The 16,943-nt window shown below is 70.8% G+C and carries 14 protein-coding genes, 1 tRNA gene and 1 pseudogene; 9 read left to right on the forward strand and 7 right to left on the reverse strand.

The window, feature by feature from the left end; all coding sequences use genetic code 11:
- Window positions 1-53 precede the first annotated feature (53 nt).
- Window positions 54-1,463 carry an ABC transporter substrate-binding protein gene (locus HMPREF3159_RS10875; protein ID WP_083305919.1) on the forward strand — a complete coding sequence of 470 codons (1,410 nt, stop codon included), beginning with the start codon at window positions 54-56 and terminating at the stop codon, window positions 1,461-1,463.
- Between the two features lie 42 nt (window positions 1,464-1,505).
- Here the strand turns inward: HMPREF3159_RS10875 and HMPREF3159_RS10880 are convergent, their stop codons facing one another.
- The 3 genes from HMPREF3159_RS10880 to HMPREF3159_RS10890 all read right to left on the reverse strand — a co-directional run bounded on the left by HMPREF3159_RS10880 (window position 1,506) and on the right by HMPREF3159_RS10890 (window position 4,659).
- Window positions 1,506-2,480, reverse strand: coding sequence for a carbohydrate ABC transporter permease (locus tag HMPREF3159_RS10880; RefSeq protein ID WP_070501045.1), 975 nt, complete (start codon window positions 2,478-2,480; stop codon window positions 1,506-1,508).
- Window positions 2,477-3,430 carry a carbohydrate ABC transporter permease gene (locus HMPREF3159_RS10885; protein ID WP_070501046.1) on the reverse strand — a complete coding sequence of 318 codons (954 nt, stop codon included), beginning with the start codon at window positions 3,428-3,430 and terminating at the stop codon, window positions 2,477-2,479. The genes HMPREF3159_RS10880 and HMPREF3159_RS10885 overlap by 4 nt, the downstream gene beginning before the upstream one ends.
- Window positions 3,431-3,585: 155 nt before the next feature.
- Entirely contained in the window at window positions 3,586-4,659 is a 1,074-nt protein-coding gene (locus HMPREF3159_RS10890) for a hypothetical protein (RefSeq protein WP_070501047.1), read from the reverse strand.
- 206 nt (window positions 4,660-4,865) lie between these two features.
- Here HMPREF3159_RS10890 and HMPREF3159_RS10895 point away from each other — a divergent pair, with 206 nt between their 5' ends.
- Complete coding sequence (locus HMPREF3159_RS10895; RefSeq protein ID WP_070501048.1) at window positions 4,866-7,082, forward strand: catalase; 2,217 nt, start codon at window positions 4,866-4,868, stop codon at window positions 7,080-7,082.
- Between the two features lie 57 nt (window positions 7,083-7,139).
- On the opposite strand, the pseudogene HMPREF3159_RS10900 reads toward HMPREF3159_RS10895, so the two are convergent.
- Window positions 7,140-7,316: pseudogene (locus tag HMPREF3159_RS10900) on the reverse strand (amino acid permease); the annotation flags it as partial.
- Window positions 7,317-7,562: 246 nt separating this feature from the next.
- Here HMPREF3159_RS10900 and rpsF point away from each other — a divergent pair.
- From rpsF to HMPREF3159_RS10930, 6 genes are all read left to right on the forward strand, one after another.
- Window positions 7,563-7,853: a 30S ribosomal protein S6 gene (gene rpsF, locus HMPREF3159_RS10905; protein WP_070501050.1), complete on the forward strand. Its 291-nt coding sequence runs from the start codon at window positions 7,563-7,565 to the stop codon at window positions 7,851-7,853.
- A gap of 56 nt (window positions 7,854-7,909) precedes the next feature.
- Window positions 7,910-8,470 (forward strand): single-stranded DNA-binding protein, encoded by a 561-nt coding sequence (locus HMPREF3159_RS10910; RefSeq protein ID WP_070501051.1) that lies wholly within the window; start codon window positions 7,910-7,912, stop codon window positions 8,468-8,470.
- Between the two features lie 99 nt (window positions 8,471-8,569).
- On the forward strand, window positions 8,570-8,806 hold the full coding sequence (gene rpsR / locus HMPREF3159_RS10915) for a 30S ribosomal protein S18 (protein WP_010533203.1): 237 nt from the start codon (window positions 8,570-8,572) through the stop codon (window positions 8,804-8,806).
- A gap of 17 nt (window positions 8,807-8,823) precedes the next feature.
- Window positions 8,824-9,294: a 50S ribosomal protein L9 gene (gene rplI / locus HMPREF3159_RS10920; protein WP_070501052.1), complete on the forward strand. Its 471-nt coding sequence runs from the start codon at window positions 8,824-8,826 to the stop codon at window positions 9,292-9,294.
- Between the two features lie 196 nt (window positions 9,295-9,490).
- The gene (locus HMPREF3159_RS10925) at window positions 9,491-10,921 is read left to right on the forward strand and encodes an amino acid permease (RefSeq protein ID WP_070501053.1); all 1,431 of its coding nucleotides are present in this window, start codon (window positions 9,491-9,493) and stop codon (window positions 10,919-10,921) included.
- Window positions 10,922-11,053: 132 nt separating this feature from the next.
- Window positions 11,054-11,137, forward strand: a tRNA-Leu gene (locus HMPREF3159_RS10930).
- A 98-nt stretch (window positions 11,138-11,235) separates the two neighbouring features.
- Here the strand turns inward: HMPREF3159_RS10930 and HMPREF3159_RS10935 are convergent.
- The 3 genes from HMPREF3159_RS10935 to HMPREF3159_RS10945 all read right to left on the reverse strand — a co-directional run bounded on the left by HMPREF3159_RS10935 (window position 11,236) and on the right by HMPREF3159_RS10945 (window position 15,093).
- On the reverse strand, window positions 11,236-13,005 hold the full coding sequence (locus HMPREF3159_RS10935) for a TIGR03767 family metallophosphoesterase (RefSeq protein ID WP_070501054.1): 1,770 nt from the start codon (window positions 13,003-13,005) through the stop codon (window positions 11,236-11,238).
- A 95-nt stretch (window positions 13,006-13,100) separates the two neighbouring features.
- A complete protein-coding gene (locus HMPREF3159_RS10940) occupies window positions 13,101-14,477 on the reverse strand; it encodes an NAD-dependent succinate-semialdehyde dehydrogenase (protein ID WP_070501055.1) in 1,377 nt (458 codons plus the stop codon).
- Between the two features lie 64 nt (window positions 14,478-14,541).
- On the reverse strand, window positions 14,542-15,093 hold the full coding sequence (locus tag HMPREF3159_RS10945; RefSeq protein WP_070501056.1) for an NYN domain-containing protein: 552 nt from the start codon (window positions 15,091-15,093) through the stop codon (window positions 14,542-14,544).
- Window positions 15,094-15,651: 558 nt separating this feature from the next.
- On the opposite strand from HMPREF3159_RS10945, the gene HMPREF3159_RS10950 reads away from it, so the two are divergent.
- The coding region (locus HMPREF3159_RS10950; RefSeq protein WP_246821614.1) for an HNH endonuclease at window positions 15,652-16,943 on the forward strand (1,292 nt) is incomplete at its 3' end.

Below are 16,943 nucleotides of genomic sequence, written 5' to 3' on the forward strand. Positions count from 1 at the left end.
GCCGCCTCGGGGAACGCGATCTAGCTTGCGATCAGGAGCGGGACGGAGTCGTCGTGACCAGCGTCGACCGTCCGCTGCGGAAGGAGACCATCATGCTGAGCCGACGACGCGCCCTGCAGGCCGGGGCCGCGGCCACCGTCATGGGACTGGCAGCCTGCGACCGCGGCGGCGAGACCCCCGGCGCGGGAGGCGGTCAGGAGCAGCACGAGTTCGCCGACGCCGCGACCGGGCAGCTCGCGACGATGGGTTTCAACCCCTCGGACGAGGTGGGTCAGTCGCGCGCGGACCACGCCGCTGCGCAGCTGCCGGACCTCCAGGTCTCGATGGACACCGCGAACTTCGACTCCCAGAAGTTCACCGCCCAGGCCGCAGCCGGGCAGGTCCCCGATCTCATCCAGCTCGATCGCTCCCTGGTCGCGACCTTCGCTGCGAACGGCCTCATCATGCCGCTGGACCAGGGCTTCGAGGTGCACGGCGTCGACCCGGCGACGCAGTACTACGAGGCCACCCTGCGTGATGTCACCCAGGCCGGGGCGGCCTACGCCGTCCCCCAGTTCTTCCAGCCCAGCGCGCTCCTGATCAACGTGCGGACCGCCGAGGCCGCGGGGATCGCCCCGGAGGACTTCGACACCTCTGTCCCCGACGCGCTGCTGAAGGTCGCCGAGAAGGGCACCTCCATGGAGGGCTCCGCCCCCACCGTCCTCGGCCTCGACGGCGACATCCCCGGCTCGGCGGAGATGTGGCTCCAGGTGTTCGGCGGCGGCAGCATCGGCGAGGACGGCGCACCCACGCTCGACAGCTCCGAGAACGTGGACGCCCTGACCTGGATGAAGGAGCTGATGGACCTCCAGGGCGGCTACGCGGAGGTCACCTCGCTGAAGAACGCCATGGACGTCTTCGGAGAGCAGAACCAGTACGTCAGCGACCAGGTCGTCGCACAGTCCTGGGCGCAGTGGTACCTCAACGTCCTCACGGACTTCGCCGACGGCGTGGACCTCCATGCCGTGCCCATCCTCGGCCTCGACGGCGCCCCGATCGGCTTCGCCGGGGGGTCGGCCTTCGCGGTCCCCGCCGGTGCCGCGAACCCGGACGGCGCCCTCGCCTGGGCGCTCGCCGCGACCTCCACCGAGGCGTGGCTCGAGGCCGGGAAGGCCCGGGCGGCCACCGTCGCGGAGGGCAGCAGGATCAACACCGGGCTCTTCACCGGGTCGCCCGAGGCCGATCAGCAGGTTCGCGAGCAGTACGTCGAGGAGTCCGGGGACGCGGACTTCGACCAGTCGATCTCGGTCTACTACGACGTGCTGTCCGCACCGCGGTCCACAGGTCCCTCGCCCGTCGGGGAGCAGGTCAAGCAGGCCCTGCTCGACGCCGTCACCGCCGCGCTCAACGGGGAGAAGGAGCCCGCCCAGGCGCTCGGCGACGCGCAGGCGAGCGCGCAGCGGGAGTTCGACAGCGCCTCGTGAGCGCGGCGGGTGCCCGCGCCCTGCGGGGCGCCCGCGCCCCGCTCAGCCCTTCACGCCGACCCCGGCGAGACCGCCCACGAAGTACCGCTGCCCCACCGCGAACAGCAGCAGCATCGGCAGGGTCACGACGACGGAGGCGACCATGACGTACTGGTAGTCGCCGTGACCGCCCGCGGTCGGGGAGAACAGGGTCATCGCGTAGTTGATCCCGAGCGGCACCGTGTACTCCTCGGGGGTGCCGAAGTTCAGGTAGATCAGCGCCCCCTGGAAGTTGTTCCACGACGCCTGGAACTCGAACAGCCAGACGATCACGGCCGAGGGCAGCGCCAGGGGGAACGCGATGCGGCGGAAGAGGCCGAGATAGGTGCAGCCGTCCACGCGGGCGGCCTCGAACAGCTCGCGCGGGATGCCGCGGTAGAACTGGCGCATGAGGAAGATGTAGAACGCCGAGCCGAACAGGGCCGCGCCCCACAGGGGAACGGTGGTCCCCAGGAACCCCAGGTGCTTCCAGATCAGGTAGTTGGGCACCAGGGTCACGGCGCCGGGAAGCATCATCGTCGCCAGGACCAGCCCGAACAGCAGGTTCCGGCCCGGGAAGCGGAAGTAGGCGAAGCCGAAGGCGACCATCGAGCTCGACAGGGTCATGAGCGTGGCCCCGGCCACGGCGATGAACACGGAGTTCATGAACCAGCTCGCCAGCGGCAGCTGCGCCCACACCTCGGTGTAGTTCTCCAGGGACCAGGTCCGCGGGATCAGGCGGTTGTCGAACACCTCGCCGCGCGGCTTGAGGCTCGCCGCCAGCAGCCACACCAGCGGGTAGAGAAACATCCCGCCGATGGCGAGGATCAGCGCCCAGCGCAGCGCGGTGCCCACCCGTCGCAGCGTGCGGCGGGGGCCGTCCGCATGACCGGTGACAGCACCCGCGAGCGCGCCCGTGCGGCGGGTGCCGGCCGGGGCGATGCGGGACGCGACGGCGCCGGTGCCGGTCTGCTCGAGGGCCTGCTTCGAGGTGCTCATCGGGACTCCCCCTGGTAGTGCACGAGACGCTTCGAGACCTGGACCTGGATCACGGTGATCACCATGATGATCGCGAAGAGCACCCAGGCCATCGCGGCGGCGAGGCCGAAATTGAACTGCTGGAACGCCTGCTGGTAGAGGTGGATGCCGTAGAACAGCGAGGCGGAGGGCGCCGCGCTGCTCGCGTCGCGGTAGAAGAGCAGGTACGCCTGGTCGAACACCTGCAGCGACGAGATGGTGTTGGTGACCACGAGGAAGAACGTGGTCGGCGAGATCAGGGGGACGGTGATCCGCCAGAACCTGCGGATCGGTCCGGCGCCGTCCAGCGCCGCCGCCTCGTAGAGATCCACCGGGACGCCCTGCAGCGCCGCCATGTAGATGATCATCGAGCCCGCCACCGCCCACGCGGACATCAGCACGATCGAGGGGATGATCCAGTCCGGATCGATCAGCCACTGCGGACCCTGGATGCCGAACACCCCGAGGAACTGATTGACCGCTCCGCGGTTGCCGTTGAGCAGGAGCAGGAACACCGCGGCGGTCGCGACGGCAGGGGTCATCTTCGGCAGGTAGTACAGCACCCGGAAGAAGCCCTGCCCTCGCGGGATCGACGTCAGCAGAAGGGCCAGCAGCAGCGCGAACGCCGTCTCCAGCGGCACCGACATCAGCGCATAGGTGAAGGTGTTCCCGAGGGACTGCAGGACCTTCGGGTCCTCGACGAGCTGGGCGTAGTTGGCGCCGCCCACCCACGGAGCCGTGTTCGTGGCCAGGTCGTAGTCGGTGGCCGAGAGGTACGCGCTGTAGCTCATCGAGATCACGGTGAAGACGAGGAAACCGAGGATCCAGGGCGAGATGAAGGCGTAGCCGGCGAGCGCCTCGCGGTCGAACCGTCGCCGCCGGCGCAGGGGCGCCGCCGTCCGCGCCGACGCGGTGCGATCAGCAACAGTCATACCGGCTCCTCCCGAGCGGCGGCCCGGCCGTCGGGTGCCTCTCGGCGAAGACTAGGAGTGCTTCTGCGCAGCGCCAACCCGAACGACCGAGCGGTCAAGGCTCGAGGGGCCGGCCGTGAGCGACCTGGAACGGCGCCGGCTGCGCTGAAAGCAGCTCAGCGGTGGTCCGCGTCCTGCGGGCGTCGCGCGATCTCCCGCTGCCCATGGGTGAGACGGCGCAGATCCGTCGACTCGTCGAAGCTCGTGCCGAGCCCGCCGGCGACCACCCCCATCGCCGCGCTGAGCCAGGCGATGCCCGTGTAGCTCGAGAGCTCCGTCGGTCTCTGCACGATCTGCTCCATGAAGTCCGGATCGATCACCACCAGACCGGCGGCGAGGATCAGCACGAACAGCGTCAGGTACAGCGCGAGCACGCACAGGAACAAGGTGAGCACGGTGGAGAGGTTGTAGTACACGAGGACCTCGGCGGGCTCCGCATGGCTCGCGCGCTCCCAGAGGCCGTTGCTCAGCAGCAGCCACACCACCATCGAGGTGATCGCGAGCAGGCCGATCATCACCAGGCGGCCTGTAGACAGCGCGGCGGACATCTGCCAGATGGAGCTGTAGAAGACGCCGAACGCCCCGGCGGCGGAGGCGGCGGCAAGTGCCGAGGAGAGCTGGGGCGCCGTGCGCCAAGGGGCGTTGGTCGCCACCATCCCCAGCACGGTGCGCGGGACGCCGGTGAGCGTGTGCGCGTGCAGGTACCGAGCGGCGTCCTCCGCCGCCTCCGGCTCCAACCAGCGGTTCCATCGCAGGTCGTACCGCTCCCGCTCCTCCTCGGGCGCGTTGTCGACGAGCCGGAGCACGCAGGACATGAACGGCGCGATGAGCCGCCGCCTCCCGGCGAGGACCCCGAGCGTGGGATACGAGAGTGAGGCGGCGTGCTGGTCGGGGATGAGCTTCGCGATCTCCGGCCTGCCGTGGGACAGCCGGGGCATCTCGGTCAGCAGCAGTACGGCGTCCACGCGGGTGAACTCCTCCCGCAGCGCTTTGATCGGCCGGAAGTCCAGCGTGCGGGTGTCGCTGACGCCGAGGAACTGTGGGCGCACCTCCACCGTCGCGCTGCCGAAGACCCGTTCCAGCTCCTGCTCGAAGAGACCCTGCACGGCGGTGGCGCGGGCGGTGCATTGCCCGGGATCGCTGAGCACCAGCACGCAGATCCCGTGGCCATCGACGAACGGTTCGGTCATGGTCGTCCCTCCCGGTGCCGATCACCGCCACCGTAGGCGCGGTTCGCGGCGAGGGCACCATGCCGGACCGATCGGCCCGGCCGCACGGACCGATCGTTCTGCGCACTGCCCTGCACGAACGCTCGGGCGACTGTCGCTCCGCCGCGTACACGCCTACCGTGACCGGCGTCAGCGACGATCCGCGCAACTCCCCGAGGAGACACGTCATGACCCCTCCGAAGAAGACCCCCACCCCCGCTCCCGGCCGGCCCGGCAGCCGCCCGCCCCAGCTCGAGGAGCCGACCGCACCGGACGGGCCCCTCCCGCCGAAGCCCGATCAGCAGGGTGCGCAGCCGCGCACGCCCACCGGCGCCGAGCCGGGCCCGGAGCGCAGCACGAACGCCCAGCAGGGGGCCTTCCTGACCACCTCGCAGGGAGCGCGGTTGCGCGACACCGACCACTCGCTGAAGGCGGGCCGGCGCGGCCCCGTGCTGCTCCAGGACCACCACCTGCGCGAGAAGATCACCCACTTCGACCACGAGCGGATCCCGGAACGAGTGGTCCACGCCCGCGGCGCCGCCGCCCACGGCGTCTTCGAGGGCTACGGCACCGCGGAACCCGTGTGCCGGGCCGGATTCCTCGCCAAGGGGAAGCGCACCGAGGTGTTCACCCGCTTCTCCACCGTCGTCGGCTCCCGCGGCTCGATGGACACCGCCCGCGACACCCGCGGCTTCGCCACGAAGTTCTACACCGACGAGGGCACCTTCGACCTGGTCGCCAACAACATCCCGGTGTTCTTCATCCAGGACGGCATCAAGTTCCCCGACGTCGTCCACGCCGCCAAGCCCCATCCCGATCGGGAGATCCCCCAGGCCCAGAGCGCGCACGACACCTTCTGGGACTTCGTCTCCCTGCACACCGAGGCCCAGCACCACACCCTGTGGTTCATGGGCGATCGCGGCATCCCGCGGTCCTACCGGACGATGGAGGGCTTCGGGATCCACACCTTCCGGCTCTCGAACGCTGCCGGGGAGACCTCGCTGGTGAAGTTCCATTGGAAGCCTCAGCTCGGCGTGCACTCGCTGACCTGGGAGGAGGCGCAGCTCCTGGGCGGCAACGACCCGGATTTCCATCGCCGCGACCTCGCCGACGCGATCGAGTCCGGCGCTCACCCCAGCTGGGAGCTCGGGATCCAGGTGTTCCCCGACAACGAGGAGCAGAGCTTCGAGGGCATCGACCTGCTGGATCCCACGAAGTTCGTGCCCGAGGAGCTGGCGCCGGTGCAGCCCATCGGCCGGCTCACCCTGGACCGCAACCCCAGCAACTACTTCGCCGAGACCGAGCAGGTCGCCTTCAACCCCGGCCATCTGGTGCCGGGCATCGACGTCACCGATGATCCGCTGCTGCAGGTGCGGCTGTTCTCCTACGTCGACACCCAGCTCACCCGGCTCGGCGGGCCGAACTTCGCGCAGCTGCCCATCAACCGTGCGCACGCCCCGGTCAACGACATGCTCCGGGACGGCTACGGCCAGCAGGGCGACCACGCCGGTGTCGCGCCCTATCAGCCGAACTCCCTGGACGGGGGCTGCCCGTTCATGGCGGGCGAGATGGACGGCGCCTTCGAGGACCTGCCGGTCCGGGTGCCCGAGGGGGTGAAGGAGCGGGAGCTCTCGGCCACCTTCGAGGACCACTTCAGCCAGGCCCGCCTGTTCTGGCGCAGCATGACGCCGGTCGAGAAGGACCACATCGTCGACGCGTACTCCTTCGAGCTCGGCAAGTGCTACGAGAACGCGATCAAGGAGCGCCAGCTGCAGAGCCTGGCGAACATCGACGGCGAGCTCTGCGCGCGGGTCGCCTCGGCCCTCGGCCTGCCCGCCCCGGAGCCGACGGTCCCGGCCGACGGGGCCGAGGAGGGCCCGGCAACCAGCGCGCCGCTGTCCCAGCTCGGCGGCAGCTGGCCCGTCGACGGCAGGAAGATCGGCATCGTCGTCGACCCCGAGGCGGACAATGCGGGCCTGCTGGAGCTGCACGAGGCGATCGTCGCCGCCTCGATGACCCCGCTGGTCATCGCGCCGCGCGGCGGCGAGGTCGCCGGAGTGCCGGTGGCTCGCACGCTCGGCACCGCCGCCTCCGTCGAGGTGGACGCCCTGCTGCTCGCCGGCAACCCGCTCCTGGCCCCGGACTCCCGCGCGTCGGTGGACTCGAAGGCCGGCGCGCCCGGGAACGGCGAGGTCGAGCCGCGGGTGGGCAAGCTGATCGACGAGTGCTGGCGCCACGCGAAGGCGATCGGCGCCTGGGGCCCCGGCCGCGAGGCGCTCGAGGCGCGCACCGCGCCCGGCGGCGCAGGGCTCGTCGCCGGCGAGGACGGCGAGAGCGTGCTCGGCGAGATCATCGCCCTGCTCGGGAGCCATCGCGTCTGGGAGCGGTTCCCCGCGGGGGACTGAGCCTCAGGCGGCGTCGGTGCCGGTGAGCTCCCCGGCCCGGCGCCGCCGCCATGCGGCGAGGGCCGCGAGCAGCGCCACCACGAGCGGCACCCACAGGGCGCCGCCGGCGATGCCCGCGATCTCCCCGGCCAGCACGTACACCCCCGCCCCGAGCACGCCCCCGAGGATGAACAGGAAGAGCCCGGTGGTGGTGACGGTGCGGCGCAGCGTGGGGCGCTCATCGGTGCTGGTCATCCACCCACGGTAGGGCGGGCGCGGTGGCGCGGACGGACCGATCGGTCGTGCCGCGCTGCCCGGCTCCGCTCGCGCACGCCCTGTGATGCGCCGCGCACCGGCGGGCACTCCCTGGCCGATGCTCCTGGGCACGGGTAGGCTGTTGCGGTCCGTGACGTGCATCGCCGATGCCCGCGCGGGCGGCATGAACCCTCCTGCCACGGAGAGACCGTGGCCGCAGAGACCACAGGAGGTGGGTACCAGAACATGCGCAAGTACGAAATGGTCGTGATCCTCGACCCGTCCGTCGATGAGCGGACCGTCACCGGGACCTTCGAGAAGCTCGTCCAGGTCGTCCCGACCGAGGGCGGCACCATCGACAACGTCGACGTCTGGGGCAAGCGGAAGTTCGCCTACGAGATCGACAAGAAGTCCGAGGGCATCTACATCGTCCTGCAGTTCACCGCGAAGGCGTCCACCGCGCAGGAGCTGGACCGTCAGCTCGGGCTCAACGAGTCCATCATGCGCACCAAGCTCATGCGTCTCGACGCCGAGTGACCTGCCGTCTCTGACCCCCGCACGATCCACCACACCCCCGGAGCAGAGGAGCACCCATGGCGAATGACACCGTCATCACGGTGATCGGCAACCTCACCGCGGACCCCGAGCTGCGCTTCACGCAGTCCGGCGTCGCGGTCGCGTCGTTCACCATCGCGTCCACCCCCCGCACCTTCGACCGCCAGTCGAACGAGTGGAAGGACGGCGAGGCGCTGTTCCTCCGCTGCTCCATCTGGCGCGACGCCGCGGAGAACGTGGCCGAGTCGCTCGAGAAGGGCTCCCGCGTGGTCGCACAGGGCCGCCTCAAGCAGCGCTCCTTCACCGACCGCGAGGGCAACAACCGCACCAGCATCGAGCTGGACGTCGACGAGATCGGCCCCTCCCTCCGCTACGCGACCGCGAAGGCCACCAAGGTCCAGCGCGGCGGCGGTGGCGGCGGCCGAGGCGGTTTCGGCGGCGGAGCCCCGCAGGGCGGCGGCCAGGGCGGCTTCGGCGGCCAGGGCGGATACGGCAACCAGGGCGGTCAGGGCGGCTACAACGCGCCGCAGGGCGCTCCCAACGCCGACCCGTGGGCCGGCGGAGGCAACCAGGGCGGGTACGACGACCCGCCCTTCTGATCGGCGCGCCGGATCCCGGCACCCCGCGCAGAGAACCCCAGAGAACAACCCCATCCCGGGTGCATGCCCGGGCTCCCCTCAGAAAGAAGGAGCACCACGATGGCCAAGCCTGTTCTTCGCAAGCCGAAGAAGAAGCAGAACCCGCTGAAGGCCGCCGGTCTCGAGACCGTCGACTACAAGGACGCCGCGCTGCTGCGCAAGTTCATCTCCGACCGCGGAAAGATCCGCGCCCGTCGGGTCACCGGCGTCTCCGTCCAGGAGCAGCGCAAGATCGCGAAGGCCGTGAAGAACGCCCGCGAGATCGCCCTGCTGCCGTACTCGACCTCCGGTCGCTGAGCGAGGAAGGGAAGCACATGACCAGCAAGCTCATCCTCACCAACGAGGTCACCGGCCTCGGCGCCGCCGGCGATGTCGTCGAGGTCAAGGACGGCTACGCCCGCAACTTCCTCCTGCCCCGCGGTCTCGCGACCCCGTGGACCAAGGGCGGTCAGCGTCAGCTCGACCAGATCCGTGCGGCCCGCGGCAAGCGCGCCATCGCGAACATCGAGGAGGCCCAGGCCCTGAAGGCGACGCTCGAGTCGAAGCCCGTCGTCATCGCCGAGCGCGCCGGACAGAACGGCCGTCTGTTCGGTGCGGTCTCCTCCAAGGAGGTCGCCGAGGGCGTCAAGGCGATGTTCGACAAGGACATCGACCGTCGCACCGTCGAGTTCGCCACCCCGATCCGCTCGCTCGGCGAGCACAAGGCGACCGTGCGCCTGCACGACGAGATCTTCGCGAACCTCGTCGTCCAGGTCGTCGCCGCCAAGGGTGCCGCCAAGGCCTGAGCCGGCCTGATCGACCCCGCAGCGCCCCGCACCCTCACGGTGCGGGGCGCTGCTGCGTTCCCGAGACCATCGTCGACGGTTCCTCCCGGCCGGCGCGCTGCTGCTCGTCGGGTTGAACGCCACCGTGCGCGACGACCTCGACACCGAGCGCTGACAGGTCCCGGACCCGGCCGCATGCCGGGGCTACCCTCGACGGGTGACCACCCAGACCTCCTCCTCCGACGAGCGCGCCGACGGGCAGCTCGCCCGCTCGCTCGGCCACGGCCAGATGGCGATGATCGCCATGGGCTCCGCGCTCGGCACCGGCCTGTTCCTCGGCTCCGGCGAGGCGATCGGCATCGCCGGCCCCGCCGTGATCATCTCCTTCGCGCTCGGCGCCATGATCGCCGCGACGATCGCGCTGGCGATGGGCGAGATGGCCTCGCGCCACCCTGTGCGCGGCGGCTTCGGCACCCTCGCCGCCCGCTATCTCTCCCCGTTCTGGGGCTATCTCAGCCGCTGGCTGTACTGGATCGTCACCGTCTGCGTGACCGGCGCGGAGCTGGTGGCCTGTGCCGCCTATCTCGCCTACTGGGTGCCCGCGGTGCCGATCTGGGCCGGGATCCTGCTGTTCGCGGCGCTGATCATCGCGATCAACCTCTCCAGCGTCGGCTCCTTCGGCGTGATCGAGTTCCTCCTGTCCTCGATCAAGGTGATCGCGGTGTTCGTGTTCATCCTGATCGGCACCGTCCTGGTGCTCTTCGGGATGCCCGGCCAGGAGGCGCCCGGCTTCGTCGAGCTCACGGCCGACGGGGGCTTCGCCCCGATGGGCTGGGCCGCGGTGTGGGTCGCGCTGTCGGTGGTGATGTTCTCCTTCGGGGGCATCGAGCTGCTCTCGATCACCGCCGCCGAGGCGAAGGATCCCGCTCGTTCGATCCGCACCGCCGCCCGCACCACGATCGTGCGCCTGGCCTTCTTCTACGTGCTGTGCATCGGGATCGTGGTGTGCCTGGTGCCGTGGCAGCAGGCCGCCGGCGCCGGCGAGGACGTCGCCACCTCGCCCTTCGTGATGGTCTTCGACCGGATCGGCATTCCCGGCGCCGCCCACATCACGAACCTGCTGGTGCTGGTCGCGGCGCTGTCGGCCGCGAACGCGAACCTCTACGCCGGCAGCCGGATCCTGCACTCCCTCGCCTCCGACGGGCTTGCGCCGCGCTTCGCCGCGCACGTCACGGCCCGGCGCGTCCCCGCCGTCGGCATCGCCCTGAGCTCGATCGGCCTGATCGGTGCCGCGCTGCTGGCCTTCAGCGGCGTGGGCGGGGTGTTCGGCTACATGATGAGCCTCGTGGTGTTCTCGGTGATCATGGTGTGGGCGCTGATCCTCGCGACCTACATCGCCTTCCGCCGACGCGGCGAGCGGGGTGGCACCTTCCGCATGCCGGGCGGCGTGGTCACCGCGGGCGTCGGCCTGGTGGGCCTCGTCGCCGTCTTCGCGACCGTGTTCGTGCGGCCCAGCATGCAGGTCGCCGCGATGGTCGGCATCCCCGCGGTGATCGTCGCGACCGTCCTCTACGTGGTGGTGGGCCGTCGCCGCATCGATCCGGCCGACATCGACGCCGCCTTCGAGGAGGCCGAGTCGATGCGCTGAGCGTCGAGGCGTCGAACCGGCCCGGAGTGGCGTTCGTTACTGTGCAGGATGTCGGCTTGGGCTCAGGGTTCGGCGGGGGTAATCTAAGGGAACCTTCGGCCTCGGCGCCACGAGACCCGGTGCCGGAGATACGCGCAAGTGGCGGAATTGGTAGACGCGCACGGTTCAGGTCCGTGTGCTGGCAACAGCGTGGGGGTTCAAGTCCCCCCTTGCGCACCGCGAGAGATCCCCTCTGACCAGCAGGTCAGAGGGGATTCTTCGTCTCAGGGCGGCGGGCGGAGCGCCCGGTCCCGCAGGACCGGGCCGGCCCGCTCTCAGTGCCCGGGCGCCGCCAGCAGCAGCTCGACGTTGCGGTCCCGACCCTCGCCCTCCTGGGCCCGCTCGGCGTGGAGGTCGTTGAAGGACAGCTCCCGGTACAGGCTCGCCAGGCCCTCGCCCTGGTACGGGGCCTTCGCCTCGATCAGGGTGCTGAGCAGCGAGAGCGTCCCGTCGCGGTTGTCGACCACCTCGAGCACCCGCGCCTGCTGCGGGAAGTCGACATGCGAGGCGGTGGTGATCTTCCAGTAGCGGCGCTCGGCGACGTCGTCGCCGTGCAGCGCGATCGTGTTGGTGTGCGTGTGGCCGTTGACCCAGGCGAGCACGTTCGGGAAGCGGCCCAGCAGGTTCTCCACGTCCCAGCCGGCATGGCGCAGCTCGCCGACGCCGGGCTCGAGCAGCAGGTTGTTCATCGTGTCCGGGGTGTGGTGGCTGAAGACCACGAAGTACGTGTCCTCGGACTGCGTGCGCTGGAGGCGCCCGATCCCGTCGTAGTACCGGCTGGAGCCCTCCTCGAGGGTCTCCTCGAGCCAGCGGTACTGGGCGTGGCCCAGCGATCCCTGCGTGAAGCCGGCGCGGTTCGTGGAGTCCAGCGCGATGCCGACCACGCCCGGCGCGATCTCGAAGGTGTAGTAGCCGGTCGACTCCACCGCGTTCTCCTCGGTGAAGCCGTGCCCGGGGGTGCCGACGCGAGGGGTCTGGCCCAGATGGGCGCGGATGTACTCCTCGGGGGTGAAGGGCTCGCGGCGCTCGTCGGGCGTGACCTCGTACCGGCGCTCGGGGTCGAGGGAGCTGGAGAGGGTCTGGCGCTGCGCCTCGCCGGTGCCGCCGGCCTCCGCGGTGCGCACCTGCGCCTCGAGCTGCCGGTTCGCGGTCTCCGAGGCGAAGCCGGTGAACTTCCACGAGCCGGTGTACATCTCCCGCAGGACGTCCCAGTCCGTGGGGAGGGTTCCGCTGATCGAGTCGTCGTGGTTGCCGAAGACGCTGAACCAGGGGATGTCCAGGCCGGGGCTCGTGTGGGTGGTCATGGCGCCCGCGAGCAGGTCGGGCAGCTGCGGGAAACCGGCCTCGGCGTAGCGGTCCTCGACCTCGCCGCCTGGATGCCAGTAGTGGGTCGAGCCGCCCGTCTGCACGCCCTCCCAGGTCCCGTCGGCCCCGGTGTTCGCGGTGATCTCCCCGCCGTTCATGAGGGCGAGGAACCAGTCGAGCTCCACGTGCTCGTGGTTGTCGGTGTTGTCGCCGGTGGTGACCACGCAGTCGAGGTCGCGCCCGGTGTGGGGGCCGCGGCGCAGCTCGTTGACCCGCTCGATGAGGGAGACGGCGCCCTGGGTGGTCAGCGACTCCTGCGGGCGGAACGCCGAGCCGGTGATGTCGTGGAGGAACTCGAAGCGCATAGGGGACTGGGCGTCGAGCACGTGCAGGTCGGTGAACTGGACGAAGGCCGCCAGCGGCACGCGGGTGTCGGCGCGGGAGGCCTGCGGGGCGCGGTCCAGCGCGTCCTCGCGCACCTCGAAGGCGTAGCCGGGGCCGGCGGTGAGACGACGGTAGGAGCCGTTCTCCCCGGCCTCGGGCACCGCGACGGCCTCGAGGGTGGTGCCGGTGGGGTCCAGGCCCGCGTCCTCCGCGAAGGCGCGCTGGGCGGGGAGGGCCGAGGCGGCGGTGCCGCCGAGAGCGAGGCCCGCCCCGACCAGGAGGGTGCGTCGGCCGAGGGGAGGGAGGGCGAGCGAGGAGTCGTTTTGGCGGGCGGGGGTCCGGGGTGCGTGGGACATGCGCTCCACCCCAGCACCGGGAAGTGACCAGCGGGTGACGACAGGCTGAGCACTTGCCGTCGATCGCCGCCGCGGAGTGCGTCCCCCGGCCCCGCTCAGCGCACGGCGGTGCGGCGCAGGCGGACGTTGACGAACTCGCCCATGCCCCAGCGGCCGAGCTCGCGGCCGTAGCCGGAGCGCTTCACCCCGCCGAAGGGCAGCCCGGGCAGCGTCGTCCCGTGCTCGTTGACGTACGCCATCCCCACGTCCAGGCGGTCGGCGACCTCCTGCGCCCGGGCCAGGTCCTCGCTCCAGACGGAGCCGCTCAGCCCGAACGACACGTCGTTCGCCAGCTCCACGGCGTGATCGACGGTTTCCGCACCGTAGATGACCGCCACCGGGCCGAAGATCTCCTCGGAGTAGGCGTCCATGTCGGGGGTGACGCCGGTCAGCACGGCGGGCCGCATGAATGCGCCCTCCCGGTCCAGCGCGTCGCCTCCCGTGTGCAGAGTCGCTCCCTGCTCGACGGCGCGGGCGACCTGCTCGACGACGCCGTCGCGCGCGCCGAGCGAGGAGAGCGGACCGACGTCGACGCCCTCGTCCAGCGGGTCCCCGAGCGTCGCGCCCTCGAACTCCTCGACGATCGCCGCGACGAACTCGTCGAGCCGTGCGCTCGGGACGATCATGCGCTTGGGCGAGTTGCAGGCCTGGCCCGCGTTCGACAGTCGCGCGGTGGCCGCCGCGCGGGCGACCCGGGCGATGTCGGCGTCCTCGAGCACGATCAGCGGGTCCGAGCCGCCCAGCTCCAGCACGGACTTCTTGAGGTGCTCCGCCGCGGTCCGGGCGACGGCGGCTCCTGCTCGCTCGCTGCCGGTGAGGGACACGCCGCGCACGCGCGGATCGGCGATCATCTCGGCGATCTGGTCGTGATCGGCGAAGACGTTCACGTAGGCGTCGTCGGGGACCCCGGCGTCGTGCAGGATCCCGGCCATCACCTCGGCGGAGCCGGCGCAGATCTCCGCGTGCTTGAGGATGATCGTGTTGCCGGTCATCAGGTTGGGGGCCACGAAGCGGGCCACCTGGTAGTACGGGAAGTTCCAGGGCATGACGCCGACCAGCGGGCCGATCGGCTCGGTCTGCACGAGCGACTCCTGTGCTCCCTGCGGGTCCAGCAGCTCGTCCTGGAGCAGCTCGGGGCCGTGCGTCGCGTACCACCGGTAGATCGATCCGGCCAGCTCGGCCTCGCCGATCCCCTGCGCCAGGGGCTTGCCCATCTCGGTGGCGATCAGTCGTCCCAGCTCCTCCGAGCGGGAGTCGTAGGCGTCGGCGACGCGCTCGAGGATCTCGGCGCGTCGCTCCGGGGGCGTCCCCCGCCAGTCCGGGAAGGCGGCGTGCGTCCGTCGGAGCACGTCCTCCACGCCCGCGGAGTCCAGAGCAGGGAACTGCTTGTCGGTGCGTCCCGTGGTCGGGTTGGTCGTGGTGTATCCAGCCATGTCCCCACCCTGGGCGTCCACCCCGAGGTGTGTACAGTCCGACGACCGATCGGTCGTCGGCCAGTCAGAGTATGAACTCCAGCGGGTCGAACTCGTCGATGTCGATGATCCGCACGCGCGGCAGACGGCTCGTGAAGGCGTGCACGTCGTACTCGAGGTCGTGGAACTCGATCCCGGGGATGTCCTGCAGGTCGGTGGCCATGAACTCGCGGAACCCGACCAGCGCCGTGCGCCGGTCCGGGGTCGCCGCGAGGTCCGTCATCTGCGGGACGAAGTCCTTGTCGTGGCTGACCAGCATGACATCCGCCGGGCGGTCCTGCAGCGCCTCGGCGGTGCGCTGGATCGCGATGTCCACGACCTTGCCCTCGCCGCGCAGCGGGATCGCCTTGTACCCCAGTGCGATCAGGGCCTGCACGAACCCGGAGGGCAGGCTGTCGCCGACGGCGAGGAAGAACAGGCCCCGCACCGGCTGGCGCCAGGCGTGCTCGGCGTGCTGGAGCAGCTTGTTCCAGCGGGGGCGCTCGTCGGACTGGGGTCGTCGGCCGAGCACCGAGACGCCGAGGGTGGCGTCGATGTTCTCACCGTCCACCAGGAGGTACGTGGTGCGTGCGGTCATGAGGATGACCCTACTCGGTGCGGGGCGCACGGTCGCCGGCGCGGGTGGTGCGTGCGGGCGCCCGCCGCGTGCGTCGATGAGCTCCGCACGACGCCGTCGTCGCCGCGAGAATCAATTTCGACGGCTCTTCCCGAGTCGCGCTTTTCCACATTCTTGAGGGTGCACTTGACAATTCGCAAAGAGCGGGGATGGCGACGATCTCGGTGTTCTCGAGTGAGGCCCTGTCCCGCGCCCACGCTCCGGCCCTCGGAACACCCTGCTCCCATCCCCGCCCCCTGCTCCCACCCCCACAGCGTGATGCTCCTGTGCCTGCCTCCGCTCCCACCTCCGCAGCGCCCTGCCCCCTCCCTCGAGTGACCGTCGCATAACGCGCCGGTCGCGACCTCTCCTCCCCACAGGTGGGTTATCCACAAATTCATCCCCATTGCGCCTGAGCCCTTCTGGAATGTCCGTTTCGACGGTATTGTTTGAGGTGTTGGAGTCTTGAAAGAGATTCTCTGTCGCGACAGCGGACGGCACCGAGGCCGTCCCGTCCACGGATCGGGGAAGGAGGGCGTGATGGGTGAGTTCGACGAGGGCCCAGGGGCCCCGCTCGAGTCCGAGTCCGACGCCGGCACGGGAACCGGCGCCGGCAGCGCTGTAGACGCGGCGACCGCCGACGAAGCCTCCCAGGGCAGCATCGCCACATCCGAGACACCCGCCGTGACCGACGACGCGACGGAGCCCACCGCCCCACGCTGGCGAGTGCGAGCCCGTCGGCCGTTGGATCAGGAGCAGCTGCTCGCCGAGGTGGAGCCCGGCACGATCGAGGCGTCGCGGGTGCTCGCCCTGCACCGCACGATGCAGACCAGGGCCCGCCTCTACGCCCACCAGCTGCGGCAGCTCGCGGTGTTCTTCCGCGAAGATCCCGAGGCCGGCGGCATCCCCGAGAACGCGGACATGACCGGCGTGAAGGTCGCCGTGGGCCTGCGCACCTCCACCGCCCGCGCCTGGTCGATGGTGCTGGACGCGCGCACTTCGGTGGATCTCATGCCGGCGACCTTCGTCCACCTCGCGCGCGGCGACATGCCCGAGGAGTTCCACCGCTATCTGCTGCGTCAGGTGCGGCGGCTGGACGATGCGCAGAAGGAGGCCGTGGACCGCCACCTCGCTGGGGTGGAGATCCCCGCGGTCTCCAAGGCCACCTTCGAGGCACAGGTCCGCCTCGCCGTGCGCCTGGCGACCGCGGGCACGGTCCCCGAGCCGCCGCGGGCATCCCGCTCCGTCGAGCTGCTCGACGTCGACACGAGGGCCGGCACCGCCTCGCTCTACGTCACCGGCCCGATCCCCGAGATCCAGGGCCTCGCGCACCGGCTCGACGTCGCCGCGCGCACCGTCCAGAAGGCGCAGCGCGCCGCCCTGCGCGACGGCGAGGAGGGGCCGCTGCCCTTCGACATCGACGGCGACCTCGCCGAGCGTGGCCGCGCGCTCTCCCTCGCGACCCTTCGCTACGCGATCCTCACCCACTCCGTGCTGGACATCGACCCCGTCCAGGAGACCCGCAGCCCCTACAAGGTCCTCGTGACCGTGCCGGTCACGACGCTCATGGGGCTGGAGAACACCCCCGCGATGCTCGACGGGCTCACCCCGGTCCCCGCCGAGCTCGCCCGCGATCTCGCCTCCGGGGAGTCGACCTGGCTGCGGATCCTCACCGATCCGATCATCGGCGCCCCCTGCGACGCGGTCGCCGAGTCCTATGCGCCGACCGCACAGATGAGGCTTCAGCTGCGGATGCGCCACCCCGTCTGCGCCGTGCCCGGATGCGGGAGGCCCACCCGGCTCGCCGCGGAGGACGACCACATCCTCGAGTA

This window comes from Brachybacterium sp. HMSC06H03 (genome assembly GCF_001807385.1).
In the GTDB taxonomy this organism is placed as follows: Bacteria; Actinomycetota; Actinomycetes; order Actinomycetales; family Dermabacteraceae; genus Brachybacterium; species Brachybacterium conglomeratum.